Origin of the sequence: Geitlerinema sp. CS-897 (assembly GCF_028368005.1) — a bacterium.
Taxonomy (GTDB): Bacteria; Cyanobacteriota; Cyanobacteriia; order Cyanobacteriales; family Geitlerinemataceae; genus Baaleninema; species Baaleninema simplex.
This window is the reverse complement of the sequence record NZ_JAQNCQ010000261.1, coordinates 1-18,701: the sequence shown is the minus strand read 5'-3', so window position 1 is coordinate 18,701 and position 18,701 is coordinate 1. Positions and strand designations below refer to the sequence as shown.

Sequence of the window (18,701 nt, the reverse complement as noted above, 5' to 3'; positions counted from 1 at the left end):
GTCGAACACCCGTACGACTCGGGCAGCATCGTAGACAAAGATACAGGATTCTTCAGGATCGAGCAGCCAGCCCATTTCGCTTCCCTGGTTCAAACAGTGGAGCAGGTTACGAACGACCTTCGTTTGACCTTGCTTCGGCGAAAGAATTTCGATCGCCCAATCGGGAGAGAGATCGAACGCGTTGGCGACATCTCCGTTGCTATCTCTCGGAATTCGCGACGTGCGAAAAACGGCAAGATCGGGAACGAGCGATCGCCCCCCAAAATTACAGCGTAACTCGGGAAAAGCTTGAGCCGTGCGATCGCTTTTAAACGTTGCCATTAACGAAAAACTCAACTCCCGCTGAAGGATGCTGTGCTTACCTTGGGGCATCGGCTTTTGAATAATTTTTCCGTCGAGATATTCGCTAGCGGGTTTGGTTTCGGGGAGTTCGAGAAACGCCTCCAGCGTCAACGGTTTAGATGAAGTTCGTACCATAGCAAAAACCCCTCGAACATCTCATACGGAATCGGAATTTCAAACAGCGGTTCGGCCGAACGCGACAAGCCCTTCTCTATCCCCCCAACCCCCCTTTCAAAGGTGGGCTAAGGGGGGATGTGGTGAAGATTTCTTGAAATCCAGCTTATCGGAAAAGGATGGAGTATCATCCCATTATCCCATCATCTCCTCATCACGGGTGACTGGTGACTGGTGACTGTCTTCAGTCAATGACATCTGGCGCAACCACCGCTTCAGGAAAGAGTTCGGCGAATCCTCCCTCTCGAACTTCTGGGGGGTCTTCTGCCCAATTCCACAAACTTTCGTAAAAGAAAAACGACATTCCCGAAAAACCTAACTCTCTAGTTTTTCTAACCTTTTGTCGAATCAGATCGAGTTCGATCGGACGGTTTTTCAAACCGGTCAAAATCGCGATACCGACGGGAATGTGGTGTCTTGCCGCTTCTACCTCCGGTCGTTGCAGCTCCATTGCAAACACATCGATGTCGTCTCGATAAACTTGCAAAACTAACTCTTCAATATATCCAATACGTTCCCAACTTTCCCAATCTTGTAAATATCGAGAATAGGCGAAGTGTTGCGGGTTGGGAGAAACTGAAAATACGGCGTCGGGGTTGACGGCTTTCACAGCGCGAAAAGCGCGACCGACAAACTCAGTGATTTTATCAGCTCGCCAGCGTATCCAATCAGGATCGGTATGCTCTTCGGGAGGATCGGCGCCATCGTGTTCGCTGCGGTAGAGTTCGACCGTGTACGCATCGTAACCGAACTCGACGGGAAGTCCGAGGTGATCGTCGAGTTGAATTCCGTCGATGTCGTAGTTACTGGCGATTTCAACCAATAAATCGAGGATAAACTGCTGCACCTCGGGATGAAAGGGATTGAGCCAAACTCGCTCGTGTTCCCCTTCCATGATGGTTTGGCTTCCGTCGGAACGCTGCGTCAGCCAGTCGGGGTTGCGCCGCGCCAGTTCCGAGTAAGACGGCGCTTGAAAGCCAAACTCGAACCAGGGAATCACCCGCAAGCCTTTACGGTGTCCGTACTCGATCGCCTCGGCTAGCATATCGTACCGTTGCAGTCCCGGCTCGGGATCGACGGCGCGTCCGATAACCGGTTCGGCGACGGTGCTGGGATAGAGGGTATATCCCCAGTTCCAAACTGTGGGATAAAGCGTGTTGAAATTGAGGCGGTGCAAGCGATCGATCGCCTGACGGAGTTCGCGCCGAGAAAACAAGACCTCGCTGTCTACGTTCGTCAGCCATACGCCGCGAATTTCGGGAACGGTGACGCGGACTGCATATTCCTCGGGAATAGAGTTCGGAAAGCCATCTTTGGCGAGAATCAGACACATCGTCGCCGCGACGTCAGCGCGAGTTGCGAGGCGATAGGGATACAACCAATGCGCGTCTTCACCCGACGGGGAGACGACGACAATTTGGCGTTCCGTGGCGGCGGCGATCGCCGCTTCAATGTCCGGGGGAACCAAAATCGCGTCGCGATAGGTGCGATCGAGGAGCGATCGCGGGGTTTGCGCCGCTCGATAGTCCAAGCCGTCCGTCAGCGCGACCCACATTTCCCATCGTGCCAGTTTACGATCGCTGCCGAAGACTAAATCGAGAAAACTCTCCCAAAATCCCCGCCGTTCCAACCTCGCGATCGCCTCGAACTCCGGCGAGTTCGTCGCCACGTCCGTAAACCGAGTCTCCCTCGGCGTTTCGATCTCGGGAAACGTTCGTTCGAGGGTGCGATCGAGGGTGCGTGCGAATTCGGCACGAGTCACGGGAACGTTGAGGCGATCGGGAACGTCTTCGAGAATCTCCACCTCCACCAAATTCTCAACACAGGGTTCGACCCAAGACGTACTGACCTGAGCCTCAGCTTCGGGAACCAGCGCAACGAGACTTGCGAACGCGCCCCCCAACAGCCCCTTTCTCCAACCTCTGACCATCCCCAACACGGTTGTTTTTACCAATTTTCTTTGCGATCGACGAGTAAGTAAGTGGTCATTTTACCCTTTCCCTTCACCTCGATAACACCGCGACGCTCGAAAATAAAACGATCTTTGAGCCGTTCGTAGGTCGCTTCCGTCACCTGAATCGTGTTCGCGATCCCGTGAGACTCCATACGGCTGGCGGTGTTGACGGTATCTCCCCAAAGATCGTAAATAAACTTGTTCGTTCCGATCACTCCCGCCACCACCGGGCCGGTACTGATCCCGATGCGAATGCTGAACGGTTCGCGATCGCCTTGATTGAACTGCGCCATCTGTCGCTGCATATCCAAAGCCATCTGCGCGATCGCTTCGGCGTGATCCGCTCGCGGAATCGGGAGTCCGCCGACTACCATATAAGCATCGCCGATGGTTTTAATTTTTTCCAAGCCGTTCTTTTCGGCTAGTTCGTCGAATCCCGAAAAAATCTCGTTGAGGAGTTCGACGAGTTGCGTCGGAGAAATGCGCGACCAGAGTTTTGTAAAACCGACGATATCGGCGAACAACACGCTGACGTCCGCAAAACTATCCGCGATCGTCCGAGGGTTTTGCTTGAGGCGTTCGGCGATCGCTTGGGGCAAAATATTCAGCAGCAGACGTTCCGACTTCTCCTGTTCGACCCGTAGCTGTTCGAGATATGCCTTCTCCTGGTCGTGTAAGCGCTTTTTTTCGAGGCAGGCTCCAATTCGCGCTTTGAGCAAAATCGGATTGAAGGGTTTTGGAAGATAATCCTCCGCCCCAAGTTCGATACACTTAACCACGCTGTCGAGATCGTCGAGAGCAGAAATGACGAGAACGGGAATATCGCGAAGGTCTGAATCGGCTTTTACCTGCTCGAGAACTTGATAGCCGTTCATTCGCGGCATCATGATATCGAGCAACACCAAATCGAACGGTTGCTCTCGCATCAGTTCCAAGGCGCGAAACCCGTCTTCGGCGACGGTGACTCGATAGCCTTGTCGCTTCAGCCGCCGTCGGAGTAAATCGCGGTTGGCTTCGTTATCGTCTACAACCAGGACGCTGGCGTTTTCGAGCGATCTCATTAACGCATTCCTCAATGGACTCCCGTGAAGTCGGAAGGAACCAACAAATGCCGCGCGATCGCAACGGAGTCGCGAGCGTTGCCGTCAAGACGCACCGAATCGGTCTCTACACGCACGGGATTCAGTTGACCCAGTCGGGCAATCGTACCCGATTCTATCGCAATCTGAAGCGTCTCGCTCTGTGAACAGGAGAGCTTCTTCAGTGCAGAGGGAAGAGGGAAGAGGGAAGAGTGAGGACAGTTAACGGGTAACCGTGTCTCCTCATCGCCTCATCTCCTCATCACGGGTGACGGGTGACGGGTGACTGGCGACTGAAACACTGCTCCTTTCCCCCTCATCCGGTCGTCGTCGATCGCGGTAACACGCGGGGTAGGACGATGGTAAACTCAGACCCCACATCGACTTGACTGTTAACGGCGATGTCGCCCCCCATCATCTGACAGTAGCGTTTGCTAATGGTCAGTCCGAGTCCCGTTCCGCCGTATTTTCGGGTGGTGGAGGCATCTCCTTGAGTAAAGGCTTCAAAGAGATGCGCCACTTGTTCGGGAGTCATGCCGATTCCCGTGTCGGTGACTTTGAAGACAACGCGATCGCCGAAGCGGTGCGTCGCACTTTCACCGTCGATATCTTCCCCGACCTCTCCCTCTAAGCCATCGCGATAACGTCGGACGGTCAGGCGGACGTTGCCGTTTTCCGTGAATTTAGCGGCGTTGCTGAGGAGATTGAGCAACACTTGGCGCAATTTCGTAATGTCGGCTTCGATTTCTCCTAGATTCTCGTCGCACTCGAGGGTAAACGTATTGCCGTTTTTCTCCATTATCGGCTCGAGGGTAACGCGAACTTCCTCGATTAAGGCACAGAGATCGAACGCTTCGATGTAAAGCTGCATTTTCCCTGCCTCGATTTTCGAGATGTCGAGGATGTCGTTAATTAGCGCCAGCAGGAAGTTTCCCGCAGTACGGATTTTCTGAAGATCTTCGACGGCGGTGGTGTTTCCCTCTTCTTCAGCCTCTTCTTGGAGAATTTCGCTGTAACCGATAATGGCGTTGAGGGGCGTTCGCAGTTCGTGGCTGATATTGGCCAGAAAGGCACTTTTAGAGCGGTTGGCGGTTTCGGCGGCTTCCTTAGCGCGGTAGAGTTCGGCTTCGGCCGTTTTGGACAAAGTGATATCTTGCACCGCACCGAGTAAACGAACTGTGTCGCCCTCCGATTCTTGCCAGTTGGGACGGGCGTAATCTCGCAGCCAACGGGTTTCGCCGTCGCGGGTGACGATGCGGTATTCGAGAACGCCTTCCCAGTCTGCCACGCGGTTTTGAGTGAAACGGTGGTGGACGCGATCGCGATCGTCGGGGTGAACGACAGCCGACCATCCCCCCATCGCTTCGACTTCAGCGCGACTGTAACCGGTAATGCGATCGAACGATTGCGTCGCCCACTGCACGATGGGGTTGCCGTCGGGGGTCACGTCGGCGGCGTAGATGTAATCGGAGGCCAGTTCGGAAATCGCGCGATAGCGAGCTTCGCTTTGTCGCAAGGCGCGTTCGGCGTTTTGTCGCTCGGTGATATCCCGTACGGCCGTCACGCGGACTTTATTGCCGTAATAGGGGAGGAGGCGACCTTGAATTTCGATGGGAAACGTCGAGTCGTCTTTTCGCTGTCCCACGAGTTCGAGGGTTTTATCCGATCCCGATCGCAGGGGAGCGATGGCGAGATCCCGACAGGGAGGTGCGAACAACTCCAGCGGGTTCATGCCGAGAAATTCGTCGTCGCGGTAGCCGAAGAGGGTGCTGAGAGCTTGGTTCGTGTCGATAATGGTGTCGTCAGCGTGGATGACGATACCCTCGAAGGTAGCTTCGGAGAGCCAGCGAAAGCGTTCTTCACTTTCCCAGCGGGCGACTTCGGCAGACGTGCGATCGCCCGTTTGCACGGCCAGGGCGACGAAATCGGCGATGGAGGCGGCGAAGGTTTGTTCTTCGGTCGTCCAAGTTCGCGGCGTCTCGGCGTGTTCGAGCATGACGAGACCGATGGTTTTTCCCCCGAGGCGCACGGGCGCACCTAAAACGGCAGCGATCGCGTTGGGGATAAAATACGTTTCGGCCAGGCGTTGCGTGCGCGGATCGCCGATCGCATCGGAGACGGCGAGGTAGCGTTCGGTTTCGAGGGCTTGGAAATAATCGGGATATCGGCTCGCCGCCAGAACTGTTCCAGAGCTGTGGTCGTCGCGATCGCGATCGTAGGCTTCCAAGCACGCGAGCCGGGTGCGATCGTCTTCGTACTGCCACAAGCTGACCCGAGCCACTTGCGAGGTTCGGGCGGCAGTCGCTGCGATCCCTCGGAGGGTTGCCGCGACGTTCCCCGTCTCGAACTGTTGGTTCCGGGCCAGTTCCACTAGCGCTCGATTGTGTTTTTCGAGGGTTCGACGTTGGCGAGTTTGCCAGGTGGCTCGAACACTCGCCTGTCGTCCCCACTGCCACATCAGCCAACCGAACACGAACGGTAGGCTATCGACGACCCACAACACGGGATTTTGACCGTGGCGTCGGGCGAACGCGGCCAGAACGCCCCAAAACGTGAGATCGTCGAGGGGAAGCGGTGTCGCTAGGAGGTCGAGACTACCGGCGAGGGCGACGAACCCGCATCCGGCGATCGCACCCATCCCAGCAAATCGAGCGACGCGGTTCGAGGTCGTAGAATCGGTCATGGATCTTGGAGGGGGTCTCGCAAAAGCATCTCGCCTCTGAAGTCGCTACGAGAGTAACGCTTCGATTTTCGAGAGCAAACGCGGAAATTCTACAGGTTTGGTATCGTAGTCGTCGCACCCGGCAGCGAGGCATTTTTCGCGATCGCCCGCGATGGCATGGGCGGTTAAGGCAATGACGGGAATCTTTTTCGTTTCCGGTTTGGCTTTAATGGTCGAGGTGGCTTCCCAACCGTCCATCACGGGAAGACCCATATCCATCAAAATTAGATCGGGGGCTTCGCTGAGAGACATCTCTACCCCTTGGGCTCCATCAGTGGCCACGACGACCACGTGACCTTTGCGTTTGAGACGCCGCGACAGCATATCCCGATTCATTTCGTTATCTTCGACCAGCAAAATTTTAGCCATACGCAACAGGATACAGCAGCAGCGAGGGGTCTGAAACACCCCAGAAAGACAGCCGGGACGCCGTGAGTTTTGAGATCGCACCTTGGGATTCGGGCTTTTTCGATCGAGGGTGTCTCGGGCAACGACCGACCCACAAGATCGAGTCTCGAACGATTCTCCCGTCGATTTTTATTGTCCCATTTCGAGGTCGCCTCTGTCTGCTCGGGGGGCGAGACTGGCAAAAAGGCGATCGCGAACTTCGTGTAGGAGTTCGTCGCGGGTGGACGCCCCTTTTTCGAGAATGTGCGCGACCGACCCATCGAGACGCTGATAGTCTGCCGCCGTCAGTTCCATCGCCGTAACGACGACCACGGGAATCGATCGCCAGTTTCCAGTTCGGCGAAACTCCGTCAAAAACTGGAAGCCGTCCATGTTCGGCATCATCAAATCGAGGAGAATTAGGTTGGGTGGCTCGGCCGCGACGGCATCGAGAGCAGCCCGACCGTCACAGGCTTCGACGACGTTCCAGCCGAATTTTTCGAGGGTGCGTCGCATCATCTCGCGGGTCATCTCGTCGTCTTCGACGACGAGGATGCGATTTTCCCCCGGAATACTGCCGAGAATGCGTCGCTGTCGGTATTTGTCGAGGAGCCGCGCCAGTCGCTGGTTATCGAGCGGTTTGAGCAGGTAGTCGGACGCTCCCAAGGTAAAGCCGAGGTTTTTTTCATCGACGATGGTGGCGACGATGGCAGGAATATCGGCCAGTTCGGTATCGGCTTTGAGGGCGGCCAAAACAGCCCAGCCGCTCATGTCTTCCATGAGAACGTCGAGAACGATCGCATCGGGTTTGAGTTCTCGCGCCCGTTTCAAGCCTTCGACACCGCTACTGGCGGTTTCGACGTGAAATCCTTCTTTACTCAGCCGTCGGGAAATGAGGTCGAGGGTGTTGGGATCGTCGTCGATGGCGAGGACTAAACCCGAGGGTTGGGCGATCGGGGTCGGCGTCGCTGTCGCACTCGGATCGCTGGTGGGTTCGTCGATACTGTCGAGGGGTTCGGCGGGTAGGTAAACGGTGAAGGTCGATCCCCGTTCGGGGGTGCTGTCTGCGGTGACGTCGCCTCCCATCATTTGGCAAAAGTGCCGGGTGATGGCCAGACCCAAACCCGTTCCGCCGTATTTGCGGGTGGTGGAGGCATCGGCTTGGCTGAAGGCGGTGAAGACGTTCTCGATTTGCTCGTCGGTCATGCCGATGCCGGTGTCGGCGACTTCAAAGACGACCCAACCGCGTCCGTTGCTGTCGGTGTTGCGATAGGCGCTGAGGGTGACCGTTCCGTCGTGGGTGAATTTAGCGGCGTTGCTGAGGAGGTTGATCAGAATTTGACGCACTTTGGTTAAGTCGGCACACATGGCACCGAGATCGCCCTCGCCGCTTAATTGGAATTGGTTGTTATTGTTTTCGATGGCGGGAACGGTTGTGGCTTGTACTTCAGCCAACAAACTGGAAATATCGAACGATTCGATATACAGATCCATACGCCCGGCTTCGATTTTGGAGATGTCGAGGATGTCGTTGATGAGCGAGAGGAGATGTTGTCCGGCCGCGCGGATTTTGTTGAGGTCGGCGGCGATGTCGTCGTACCCTTCGTCTTGGGCGTCTTCGCCGAGCATTTCGCTGTAGCCGATAATGGCGTTGAGGGGCGTTCGCAGTTCGTGGCTCATGTTGGCCAAGAAGGTGCTTTTGGAGCGGTTAGCGGCTTCGGCGGCTTCTTTGGCGCAGTAGAGTTCGTCTTGGATTTGTTTGGTTTGGGTGATGTTGTTCGTCCACAAGATCGCGCCGCCGATCGCGCCGGTTGCGGTTCGCCACGGCCGCATTTCCCACTGATACCAGGCGAGGTTGCCGTCGGCTTGGGGAAAGGGTTCGTCGTCTCCCCGCTCGACACGACCGGACAAACAGGCGTTTTGGCGACGCTGCCAGCGATCGCGGGACTCGGGGTCGGTCTGAAATAGGGGAAAGACATCGTAGTGCGATCGCCCTGGCAGATCGTCGAGGTCGAGACCGTACTCGCTCGCCCATTGCTGGCTGGCTAACAGGTAGTTCATTTGTCGGTCGAACATGGCGACGGCGGTGGGAGCGTACTGCACAAACCGCTCTCGCACGTCGAAATTCTCTCGGAGAGGTTGACAAATTGCCGTAGATGTGGTATAAGATTTCAGGATTTCGACGCGACAGGGAACGACGGAGCCGTCCGCACGCTGCCCTTCTAAATCGATCGGGGAATCGAAACAGGTCGTGTCAGTCGGCCAGTGAGGAAATAGAGTTTCGATCGAATCGTGTCGGATGTCCCGGCCGTCATACCCAAACAACGCCTTGGCGTCAGCGTTTGCGCTCTCGATACGCCCGCTATCGTTACAAAACGTCACAATACAAATCATAGTAGTTCTCGCAAGTCGTCCCGAAAACGGCTGACCGACAGGGATCGAGTCAAACGTCGAAGGTTAGGATAGAACAAAGGTAGATGACGACAAAAATGGGACAGTTTGTCAATCTGTCTACGCAGCGATCGCCCGTTGACGGGAACTCTTAGAATCAGTTCGACGTCAAAGGTTCTTGGTAGCTCCGATCGCCTTAAATATGCCCATGACACATTCTATTTCATTATCCTGGTCTACGGCCTCGGCGACCGTTCCTCAAACTCCCGTGCCTTCTCCCGCCCAATTGTCTAACATCGATTTGGTGCGCCGTTGCCAAGCCGGAGCGCGTCCCGATCGCGCAGCCTTCACCGAACTGTTACGTCGGTATCAATCCTACGTCGATCGGGTGTTATATCACTTAGCCCCAGACTGGCAAGACCGCTCGGACTTAGCACAAGAGGTCTGGATTCGGGTCTACCGCAATATCCGCCGCTTGCAAGATCCCATCAAATTTAAAGGATGGCTCAGCCGTATTGCCACCAACTTGTTTTACGACGAGTTACGCAAACGCAAGCGGGTACGCCAACCTCTCTCTCTCGACGCGCCGTTTACCACGGACGACGGAGAGCGAGAATGGGAAATCGCCACCGAAGATCCCGGCCCGGACGACGCTCTAACTACCGACGAATTTTACGATCGCCTGCGCGTCGCCATCGCCGACTTGCCGGAAGTTTTCCGCACGACGATCGTGTTGCGAGAAATCGAAGGGATGGCTTACGAGGAAATTGCGGAAATTACAGGTGTGTCTTTGGGAACGGTGAAATCTCGCATCGCCCGAGCCAGACATCGTTTACAAGCTCAGTTACAACACTATATCGACAGTTAACCTCCCTTGTTTTTAGGTTCTCGTCTTAACAATTGAATTCCGTTTCGAGATCGATCGCCTCAGATTAAGCTCGTGGAACGACGAACGGCGATCGCAGCGATCGAATCGTTCCTCAGAAACTTTTTTCAGTGGCTTTCGTCTGTAAAAATACGCAAGTATAATTTGATGGAGAGAGGTCGCTGTCCGCAACCGACAGCCAGGTGGTGACGCAACTATGACCCGCAAGGATTACGACGAACGCAACCGATTCGAGCCGTCCGCTCGTGTAGACCGAGACGAAGACCTGTTCGTGCTTCTCAGTTGCTATTTCGACGGAGAAGTCAGCGAAAGCGAACGCCAGCAAGTCGAGACGCTCTTGGCCGCCGACGATCGCGCTCGGGAACTGTATCGCCGTCTCGAACGAACCAGTTTCGGACTCCAGCGACTGCCCGTTCCGCCCAGCGAAACCGTACCCGAGGTCACGGCCGAACGGGTGTTCGCTCGCCTGCGCCAAGACCGACAGCAGCGGTGGGCGTGGGGAGGAACGGCGATCGCAGCCCTCTTTCTCGCTGCCGTATCGGGGTTGCCTACCAACTTCTCGTCTCGCGCCCCTCAAATCGCTCGTTCTCCCGCACCGACTACCTTCGAGGTCGATAGCTTACCCTCTTCGCTCCCTCATCCTGATGCCTCCCCCGCACCGCTACAGGAAGCGAAAAAATCCCTCACGGCTCGGGCGTTGTTTGTCGAATAGCATCCAAACTGGCAGAGGACGGGCATCAAATCGCATCTCTGAGCATATCGATGCCAGTTTTGACGGCTTCGTAGCCGAAAATTACAATCAGGGTGGTCAGAGTCGCGCCCATCGCGCACACCACCAACCCCATCAAACTAATCGCGCCATCGTCCTCGAGTAAACCGAATCCCGTAATGAAAATTCCCATCGCTGGCAACGTGTTCGTGCCGGGGATGGGAACCATCATTGAAACCGACATCAGGGCGATGGCCAGTCCGAGAACGACTCGCCCGACGACGCTCGTGCAAACGTAGCTCAAACGAGGACGAGACAACACTTCAACGCGCTGCAACCAGGGCAGCCCTTTTTTCAAAACGCCCTGCACCGTCGAGAGTGAAATGTCGCGATCGAGCCAGTGTTGCACGAAATAGGGGCGTTCTCGTCCGGCGACGAGCTGCAACGCCAACCACAACATCACGATGCCAAAGGGAATAGAATACCCCGGTGCGGGAATCGGCAACGCCGACGGCAGGGACAACAACACGAACAGAAAGCCAAAACTCCGCTCTCCAGCAATTTCGATAACGTCTGATAGCTTCACGCGATCGAGACGCTCTTCTGAAAAAAAGTAACGGTGAAGTTCCGTAGAAAGCTTAGCCACAAATCGATCGCTCCAGATTTCGTACAGAGGGTTGGGTGAAAAAGTTATAAAAAGCAGGGGGTGGAACAAGAACAAGCAGCTCGTTTTCCTCAAAGCATAAACCCTGCTTTACTTCGATCTATCAAATACTACAAACAAGGGCTTCCTTAAATTTGTTCGACGATTTCTCGATCGCTAACGCCCGATTTTTCTTTGGCGATCGAGGCTCCCAGCGCCATTCATACTCCATCCTTTTCCGATAAGTTAGGTTTCAAGAAGTCTTCACCACATCCCCCTTAGCCCCCCAAAGAAGAGGGGGGTTGGGGGGATAGAGAGGGACTTTTCAGATTGGGCAAAACCAGTATTTGAGTCCGAGCGGAGTCGAAGCGAGCGGAGTCGAAGCGTTGAGATTCGGATTTCGTATCAAAGGCTTTGTTGGGCGAGTCAGAATTTTGTGATTTTCGATACATTTTATCTTGCAGGACGCACGAGAGTCTCCCATTCTACCTCTTTTTCGGGTTTTCGACGCCCCGATCGAACTTCTCTAAGCCTTACGTCGTAAGCTTTTCACATCTTTTAAGCAATTCCTAGCATACGAGGCAAATCGTGACAGATTTCAACGTCCCCAAAAAAACGCCCGTACTGAAATCAGTACAGGCATATTATCCATTGGGAGGAGACGTCAAAGAAACGCCCCCTACCGAGAAATTACCTGTTCGGGATCGTAATCCGGCTCGTGAGACGTAACCGCCTTCATGTACTGCGCCCGTTCGTAAGCCGACTTGTCAGGACAGTACATCTGGCTCATGCTTCCCTGCATCTGTTGAATGGACTCGTATTCGTGTTCGTCCATCCAATGCTGGATTTCCCGTTCCAGGGTGCGAATGTACTCGATTCCGTGGCGCAACAACACCGAGCAAATCTGAGTAATCTTCGCCCCTGCCATCATCATTTTAATGACGTCGGTTCCCCGTTGAATGCCGCTCGTCGCTGCTAAATCCGCTTGAATTTGACCGTACAGCAGCGCGATCCAACGCATGGGAAGCCGCATTTCGTGAGGCGTACTCAGCAAAACGTGGGGATAGACTTCTAGGTTGTCCAGATCGATGTCCGGTTGGTAAAAGCGGTTGAACAACACCAACCCTTTCGCCCCAGCGTCGTCGAGGCGTTGCGCCATGTTCGCGAAGTTGCTGAAAAAGGGACTGAGTTTCAACGACACGGGAAGGGAAACCTCGGCTTCGACGTCCCGCAGAGTGTCGATATAGTTGCGTTCGACCTGTTCCCCCGTCATGTTGGGGTCGGTGGGAACGTAGTAAATGTTGAGTTCGATCGCATCTGCTCCCGCTTCCTGCATCAGTTGGGCGTATTCGACCCAACCGCCGGACGAAAAGCCGTTCAAACTGGCGATGATGGGAATGTCAACGCTGGCTTTAGCTTGGCGAATGTGTTCGAGGTACAGTTCCGGCCCCACGTGGTACTCGTCCGGTTCGGGAAAGTACGTCAGGGCTTCGGCGAAACTCTCGGTACCGTATTGCAGGTGGTGGTGTAACTCGAATTTTTCCCGCAGTAACTGTTCTTCAAACAACGAATGCAACACCACCGCCGCCGCACCGGAATCTTCCATGCGTTTGATGTTGTCGATGTCTTCCGTGAGGGGGGCGGCTGCGGAGGGAACCAAGGGAGATTTGAGGGTCAGTCCCAGGTAAGTCGTGGTTAAGTCCATAGTCCTTCTCTCTTTTTACTCGATCGCCGTCTTTTTTGGAGGGGGAGCCGGAGTAGGGTGGGCATTGCCCACCGTTTCCAACAGGTCGCCTTGACGTAGGGTGGGCATTGCCGTTTCCAACAGGTTGGCAGGGGAATCACACTCGACCGACCTGCTCCGTCTCCACCTCGAAGGAATTTGGTGGGCGTTGCCCACCCTACTGACTGGGAGGCTACGCTTTCACCGAGGGCGGTTGCGTTTCGTCAGAGGCCGTCGTGTCCGATTGGCTGTGGCCGTTGTGACCGTTGCCATTGCCTTTTATCTTGCCGTTGTCGATGGGACGGGCGGCGAGATATTGGTACATCTTCCAGCGAGTGTCAACATCGGCTTGAGCTTCTTGTAACAGCCGCTTCGCATCTTGGGGTTTGGTTTTGGTGAGCATCTTGAAGCGGTTTTCGGCGTACATGGAATCGCGCACCCCTTTCTTCGGCGATCGCGAATCGATGTGTAAGGGATTCTTGCCTTCGGCTTTCAAGTCGGGATTGTAGCGGTACAGCAACCAGCGGCCGCTTTCGACCAGGGCTTTCTGGTGGCTCATCGCCGTGGTCATGTTGATGCCGTGGGCGATGCAGTGACTGTAGGCGATGATGAGCGAAGGTCCGTCGTAGGCTTCGGCTTCGAGGAAGGCTTTCAGGGTATGTTCGTCCCGCGCCCCCATGGCCACGGACGCCACGTAGACGTTGCCGTAGGTCATGGCAATCAAGCCTAGGTCTTTCTTGGGTGCGGGTTTGCCGCCAGCGGCGAATTTGGCGACGGCACCGCGCGGCGTGGCTTTGGAAGACTGTCCGCCAGTGTTGGAGTAGACTTCGGTGTCCATCACCAGGATGTTGACGTTGCGTCCGCTGGCGATGACGTGGTCGAGTCCGCCGAAGCCGATGTCGTAAGCCCAACCATCACCGCCAACGATCCAAACGTCTTTCTTGACCAGGTAATCGGCCAGAGAGCGAAGTTGTTTGGCGTCGGGGCTATCGATGTTGTCGAGGGCTTGTTTCAACTGCTGGACGTATTCCCGCTGTTCCCAAATGTCGGCTTCGGATTTTTGCGGGTTGTCGAGGATGTTTCGGACGAGGTTGTCGCCGATTTGTCCGGCCAGCTTCTGCAACAGTTCGCTGGCGAAGGCCGTGTGTTTGTCGAGGGACAGGCGGAAGCCCAAGCCGAATTCGGCGTTGTCTTCAAAGAGGCTGTTCGACCACGCCGGACCCCGTCCGTCGGTATTTTGCGCCCAGGGAGTGGTGGGGAGGTTGCCGCCGTAGATGGAAGAACAGCCGGTGGCGTTGGCGATGAGGGTACGATCGCCGAACAGTTGGGAGACGAGTTTGAGATACGGGGTTTCGCCGCATCCGGCACAGGCCCCGGAGAACTCGAACAGGGGTTCTTGCCATTGTTGTTGGCGAATGCGATCGAGGTGCAAGTGACGGCGATCGGGATTGGGCAACTCCATGAAGAAGTCCCAGTTTTCCCGTTCGCTTTCCCGCAACGGCCGTTGCGATTCCATGTTAATCGCCTTCTTCGACGGCATGGATTTGTTTTTGGCGGGGCAAACGTCCACGCACACGCCGCATCCAGTACAGTCTTCGGGAGAGACTTGAATCGTGAATTTCTGACCGCCGAAGTTGGGGTCTTTATCTTTCAAGTCGGTGAACTTGAAGGTACTGGGCGCATCGGCTAACTGGCCTTCGTCGTAGGCTTTGCCGCGAATGACAGCGTGGGGGCAAACCATCACGCACTTACCGCACTGCACGCACACGTCGGGATCCCACACGGGGATCTCTTGGGCGACGTTGCGTTTTTCCCATTTGGAGGTTCCGGTGGGATAGGTTCCGTCGCAGGGGAGGGCGCTGACGGGTAGGTCGTCCCCTTCGCGGGAGAGCATTTTACCTTCGACCTCGCGCACGAATTCGGGGGCAACTTCGGGAATCGACGGACGCATCCGCACGGTGGAATTCGCCTCACCCACGTTGACTTCGTAGAGGTGGTCGAGGGTGGCGTCTACGGCATTGAGGTTCATTTGGACGATTTCTCGTCCTTTTTTGCCGTAGGTTTTTTCGATCGCGTGTTTGATTTGGGCGATCGCTTCGTCGCGCGGCAACACGCCGGAGAGGGCGAAGAAGCAAGTCTGCATGACGGTGTTGATCCGTCCGCCCATGCCATTGTCTCGTGCCACTTGATAGGCGTTGATGACGTAGAATTTCAGGTTCTTACGGACGATTTCTTCTTGGAGTTCCAACGGCAGCCGATCCCAGACTTCCTCGGAACCGTAGGGACTGTTGAGGAGGAACGTCGCACCGGGGGCGGCGGCTTTGAGGACGTTGAGTTTTTCGAGGAACGTCCACTGGTGACAGCCGACAAAGTTGGCTTGGTTAATCAGGTAGGTCGATCGAATGGCATCGGGTCCAAAGCGCAGGTGAGATACGGTCACCGCCCCGGATTTTTTGGAGTCGTAGACGAAATAACCTTGGGCGTAGTTGTCGGTTTCCGAACCGATGATTTTGATGGAGTTTTTATTCGCCCCCACGGTTCCGTCGGAACCCAAGCCGTAGAACACGGAACGCACGACGCTCTCGGGTTCGGTGCTGAAGTTGGGGTCGTATTCGATGGAGGTGTTCGTCAAGTCGTCGTGAATGCCCACGGTAAAGTGGTTTTTAGGCTTGTCTTGCGCCAGGTTGTCGAAGACGCCTTTGACCATCGCGGGGCTGAATTCTTTGGAGGACAAGCCGTAACGTCCGCCGACGATTTTCGGCATTTCGCCGTCCCAGGCTTCGCTGAAGGCGGAGACGACATCGAGATAGAGAGGTTCGCCACCGGCACCGGGTTCTTTGGTGCGATCGAGGACGGCGATTTTTTTGACGGTTTTCGGGAACGCCGCCAAGAGTTTTTCGATATCCCAAGGGCGATACAAGCGCACTTTCAACACGCCAACTTTTTCCCCTTGGCTGTTGAGATAGGAAACGGCTTCGTGGGCGGTTTCGCAGCCAGATCCCATCAACACCACGATGCGATCGGCATCGGGGGCGCCGTGATATTCGTAGATGTGATAGCGGCGTCCGGTGAGTTCGGCGAATTTGTCCATCGCCGCTTCTACCATGGTCGGACAGGCATTATAGAAGGGGTTGACGCTTTCTCGGGCTTGGAAAAATACGTCGGGGTTTTGGGCGGTTCCGCGCAGCACGGGGCGATCGGGGGTCAGCCCTCGGGAACGATGGGCGTAAACCCACTCGTCGTTTATCATCGCCCGTAACACGGACTCGTCGAGTTCTTCGATTTTTTGGATTTCGTGGGAGGTGCGGAATCCGTCGAAGAAGTGGATGAAGGGAACTCGCGATTCGAGGGTGGCGGTTTGAGCGATGAGGGCGAAATCGTGGGCTTCTTGTACTGAGGCCGAACACAGCAAGGCGAATCCGGTGCCGCGAGCGGCCATGACGTCGCTGTGATCGCCGAAAATGGAGAGGGCTTGGGCTGCTACAGAACGCGCCGCCACGTGAAGGACGGCGCTACTGAGTTCTCCGGCTATTTTGTAGAGGTTGGGAACCATCAACAGCAAGCCTTGGGATGCGGTGAAGGTGGTCGTCAGCGACCCGGTTTGTAGCGATCCGTGAACGGCTCCGGCTGCGCCGCCTTCGCTTTGCATTTCGACGACGGAGGGAACGGTTCCCCACAGGTTCGGACGTCCTTCTGACATCCAAGCGTCTGCCCATTCGCCAATCGGGGAGGCGGGGGTAATGGGATAAATGGCGATGACTTCGTTGAGTCGGTAGGCAACGCGGGCAACGGCTTCGTTTCCGTCTAGGGTTGCGTAGGTTTTGGCGTTCATCCTCTTCAATCCTTTGCGAGCGGCTTAGAGGTTCGTGAGTGGGAGGGGAACGACGAAAAGTTTCGGTTCCACGATGGCGATCGAAGCTCCTCTTCGCACAAACCCAGGTAGGTTGAGACACCGTGGGAATTTGGCAGCCCATCGGCAAGGGAGTTTACACTCCGCGTTCGGCTCGAGTTCGTTATTCTCTCAGTCGCACGATCGCTCGCCAGTTTGACGGCTTTTCGAGCTTTTAAAACAATCGTTCGATTGCTTTAATAAATTGCGATCGCTTGTTAACTCGTTAGACGGTTGTTTGGTGATTTAAACGTCAACTTTTCGTTACAATTTAGCGATTAACGAACTCTATTTCGATTATGGAATAAATCTCGGGTGGAGGGAGGGGGTAGTTACGTTTTTTAACTCAAGTTTGCTATCTGTTGTAAATCGCTTAATGTTTGTTTGGCTGCCTCCTCGTCAATTTTACTGAGGGCAAAACCGACATGAACCACTACATAATCTCCGATTTCAGCATCGGGAACGTAGGCTAAACTGACGGTTTTAACCACTCCGCCAAAACTGACTTTTCCTGTTTTAGTCAGGTAATCGTCTCCGAAAATTTCGAGAATTTTTCCAGGTACGGCTAAACACATTGTACGTTCGTTCTCATTTCAAAACGTAAAGATTTGCAAAAAATAAAACAAATATAAAATTACTAAAAAAATCAAGCGCAATTATAAATCTATTTTCTAAATCACGCTCTAATTTTAGCATTTTTTTGGATTGTTTTCCAAGGCAGCAGCGAGGATTTGTCCGACGGCAATTCCACCATCGTTAGGTGGGATTTGTTGGTGCCAAACGGGACGAAAATTAACCCGTTGCAGGTGTTCGATCGCCGCCTCGAGCAACACTTGATTTTGAAAACACCCCCCGGTTAAAACGATCGCAGCGGTGTCGACCCCCCGATCTTCGAGTAACCGGGCGACTGTCACGATCGCTTCGGCGAGGGTATTGTGAAACTTGGCTGCAATATCCGAGACCGGGCGATCGCGGCGCCAATCCAACATCAACGCCCGCAGCATCGGTTCCCAATCCAAAGACGGACAAGTGTAGCGACGATCGATCGAAAACGGATAGTGCGATCGCGTATCGCTTTCTCGGGCGGCGAACTCCAACGCCATCGCCCCCTGTCCCTCAAAACTCAGACACTGTCGCAACCCCAGCAACGACGCCACTGCATCGAAACCTCGCCCCACACTCGAGGTTCGCGGCGTATTGACGCGGCGACGCAACATCGACGCCAACAGGGTAAGTTCTGGCGGTGAAAACGCCCGAATAGTCGGGGATTGCGTCAGCGAAAACGCCGCTTCGCCAAACAGTTCGTAAAGCATTCCCAACGCCGCCCGACGGGGTTCTTTGACGGCGCGATCGCCCCCCGGAAGTGTCCACTTACGAAAATGCGCCACTCGCTCGAATCCGGTATCGGTCACCCAGAGAAATTCGCCGCCCCAAATCGTCCCGTCGAGACCGTAGCCGGTTCCGTCCCACGCCACCCCCAAAACCGGCGGTTTTAACTGATGTTCCGCCATACAAGCGAGGACATGGGCGTAGTGGTGTTGTACCTGCACCAGCGGGAGGTTTTGCTTGCGGGCGAATTCTGTCGAGGCGTAGTCGGGATGTAAATCGCAGGCGATGCGGTGCGGTTGGAAGTCGTAAATACTTCCGAGTCGAGCGATCGTGTATTCAAACGCCCGCCGCGTTTCGGAAGAGTCCAAATTCCCGACGTGTTGGCTGGGAAAGATTTTGTCCCCGAAGGCGATCGCAATACTGTTTTTCAAATGTCCCCCGACGGCGAGGGTGGGAGAGGGGGAGAGGGGGAG

General features: G+C 55.2%; 13 protein-coding genes. 2 read left to right on the top strand and 11 right to left on the bottom strand.

The window, feature by feature from the left end:
• The 6 genes from POG22_RS16625 to POG22_RS16600 all read right to left on the bottom strand — a co-directional run.
• On the bottom strand, positions 1–477 hold a 477-nt coding region (locus tag POG22_RS16625; protein WP_498906488.1), incomplete at its 3' end, for a Uma2 family endonuclease.
• A gap of 223 nt (positions 478–700) precedes the next feature.
• A complete protein-coding gene (locus tag POG22_RS16620) occupies positions 701–2,470 on the bottom strand; it encodes a glycoside hydrolase family 10-like protein (protein ID WP_498906486.1) in 1,770 nt (589 codons plus the stop codon).
• The gene (locus tag POG22_RS16615; RefSeq protein ID WP_063714765.1) at positions 2,464–3,531 is read right to left on the bottom strand and encodes an adenylate/guanylate cyclase domain-containing protein; all 1,068 of its coding nucleotides are present in this window, start codon (positions 3,529–3,531) and stop codon (positions 2,464–2,466) included. The genes POG22_RS16620 and POG22_RS16615 overlap by 7 nt, the downstream gene beginning before the upstream one ends.
• Before the next feature lie 334 nt (positions 3,532–3,865).
• On the bottom strand, positions 3,866–6,232 hold the full coding sequence (locus tag POG22_RS16610) for a PAS domain S-box protein (protein ID WP_074170757.1): 2,367 nt from the start codon (positions 6,230–6,232) through the stop codon (positions 3,866–3,868).
• A gap of 45 nt (positions 6,233–6,277) precedes the next feature.
• Positions 6,278–6,640 (bottom strand): response regulator, encoded by a 363-nt coding sequence (locus tag POG22_RS16605; RefSeq protein WP_017658527.1) that lies wholly within the window; start codon positions 6,638–6,640, stop codon positions 6,278–6,280.
• 168 nt (positions 6,641–6,808) lie between these two features.
• Positions 6,809–9,052, bottom strand: coding sequence for a response regulator (locus POG22_RS16600; RefSeq protein WP_498906484.1), 2,244 nt, complete (start codon positions 9,050–9,052; stop codon positions 6,809–6,811).
• Positions 9,053–9,257: 205 nt separating this feature from the next.
• Here POG22_RS16600 and POG22_RS16595 point away from each other — a divergent pair, with 205 nt between their 5' ends.
• Positions 9,258–9,917, top strand: a complete 660-nt coding sequence (locus POG22_RS16595) for a sigma-70 family RNA polymerase sigma factor (RefSeq protein WP_063714777.1) — start codon at positions 9,258–9,260, stop codon at positions 9,915–9,917.
• A gap of 214 nt (positions 9,918–10,131) precedes the next feature.
• Positions 10,132–10,647 carry an anti-sigma factor family protein gene (locus tag POG22_RS16590; RefSeq protein ID WP_498906482.1) on the top strand — a complete coding sequence of 172 codons (516 nt, stop codon included), beginning with the start codon at positions 10,132–10,134 and terminating at the stop codon, positions 10,645–10,647.
• A 25-nt stretch (positions 10,648–10,672) separates the two neighbouring features.
• Here the strand turns inward: POG22_RS16590 and POG22_RS16585 are convergent, their stop codons facing one another.
• From POG22_RS16585 to POG22_RS16565, 5 genes are all read right to left on the bottom strand, one after another.
• Positions 10,673–11,290: an exopolysaccharide biosynthesis protein gene (locus POG22_RS16585; RefSeq protein WP_017658523.1), complete on the bottom strand. Its 618-nt coding sequence runs from the start codon at positions 11,288–11,290 to the stop codon at positions 10,673–10,675.
• A gap of 676 nt (positions 11,291–11,966) precedes the next feature.
• On the bottom strand, positions 11,967–12,992 hold the full coding sequence (locus POG22_RS16580; RefSeq protein ID WP_017659270.1) for a dihydroorotate dehydrogenase-like protein: 1,026 nt from the start codon (positions 12,990–12,992) through the stop codon (positions 11,967–11,969).
• A 211-nt stretch (positions 12,993–13,203) separates the two neighbouring features.
• On the bottom strand, positions 13,204–16,842 hold the full coding sequence (nifJ, locus tag POG22_RS16575) for a pyruvate:ferredoxin (flavodoxin) oxidoreductase (RefSeq protein ID WP_498906480.1): 3,639 nt from the start codon (positions 16,840–16,842) through the stop codon (positions 13,204–13,206).
• 398 nt (positions 16,843–17,240) lie between these two features.
• On the bottom strand, positions 17,241–17,474 hold the full coding sequence (locus POG22_RS16570; RefSeq protein ID WP_063714759.1) for a HypC/HybG/HupF family hydrogenase formation chaperone: 234 nt from the start codon (positions 17,472–17,474) through the stop codon (positions 17,241–17,243).
• 114 nt (positions 17,475–17,588) lie between these two features.
• Positions 17,589–18,701 (bottom strand): Kae1-like domain-containing protein (locus POG22_RS16565; protein ID WP_498906478.1); only part of this gene is annotated, 1,113 nt, incomplete at its 5' end.

What these genes read in the sequence shown, in the direction of transcription:
- POG22_RS16610 (WP_074170757.1), bottom strand. Translation starts at nt 6,232, where the DNA reads ATGACCGATTCTACGACCTCGAACCGCGTCGCTCGATTTGCTGGGATG.
- POG22_RS16615 (WP_063714765.1), bottom strand. Translation starts at nt 3,531, where the DNA reads ATGAGATCGCTCGAAAACGCCAGCGTCCTGGTTGTAGACGATAACGAA.
- POG22_RS16605 (WP_017658527.1), bottom strand. Translation starts at nt 6,640, where the DNA reads ATGGCTAAAATTTTGCTGGTCGAAGATAACGAAATGAATCGGGATATG.
- POG22_RS16595 (WP_063714777.1), top strand. Translation starts at nt 9,258, where the DNA reads ATGACACATTCTATTTCATTATCCTGGTCTACGGCCTCGGCGACCGTT.
- POG22_RS16600 (WP_498906484.1), bottom strand. Translation starts at nt 9,052, where the DNA reads ATGATTTGTATTGTGACGTTTTGTAACGATAGCGGGCGTATCGAGAGC.
- POG22_RS16570 (WP_063714759.1), bottom strand. Translation starts at nt 17,474, where the DNA reads ATGTGTTTAGCCGTACCTGGAAAAATTCTCGAAATTTTCGGAGACGAT.
- POG22_RS16580 (WP_017659270.1), bottom strand. Translation starts at nt 12,992, where the DNA reads ATGGACTTAACCACGACTTACCTGGGACTGACCCTCAAATCTCCCTTG.
- POG22_RS16590 (WP_498906482.1), top strand. Translation starts at nt 10,132, where the DNA reads ATGACCCGCAAGGATTACGACGAACGCAACCGATTCGAGCCGTCCGCT.
- nifJ (WP_498906480.1), bottom strand. Translation starts at nt 16,842, where the DNA reads ATGAACGCCAAAACCTACGCAACCCTAGACGGAAACGAAGCCGTTGCC.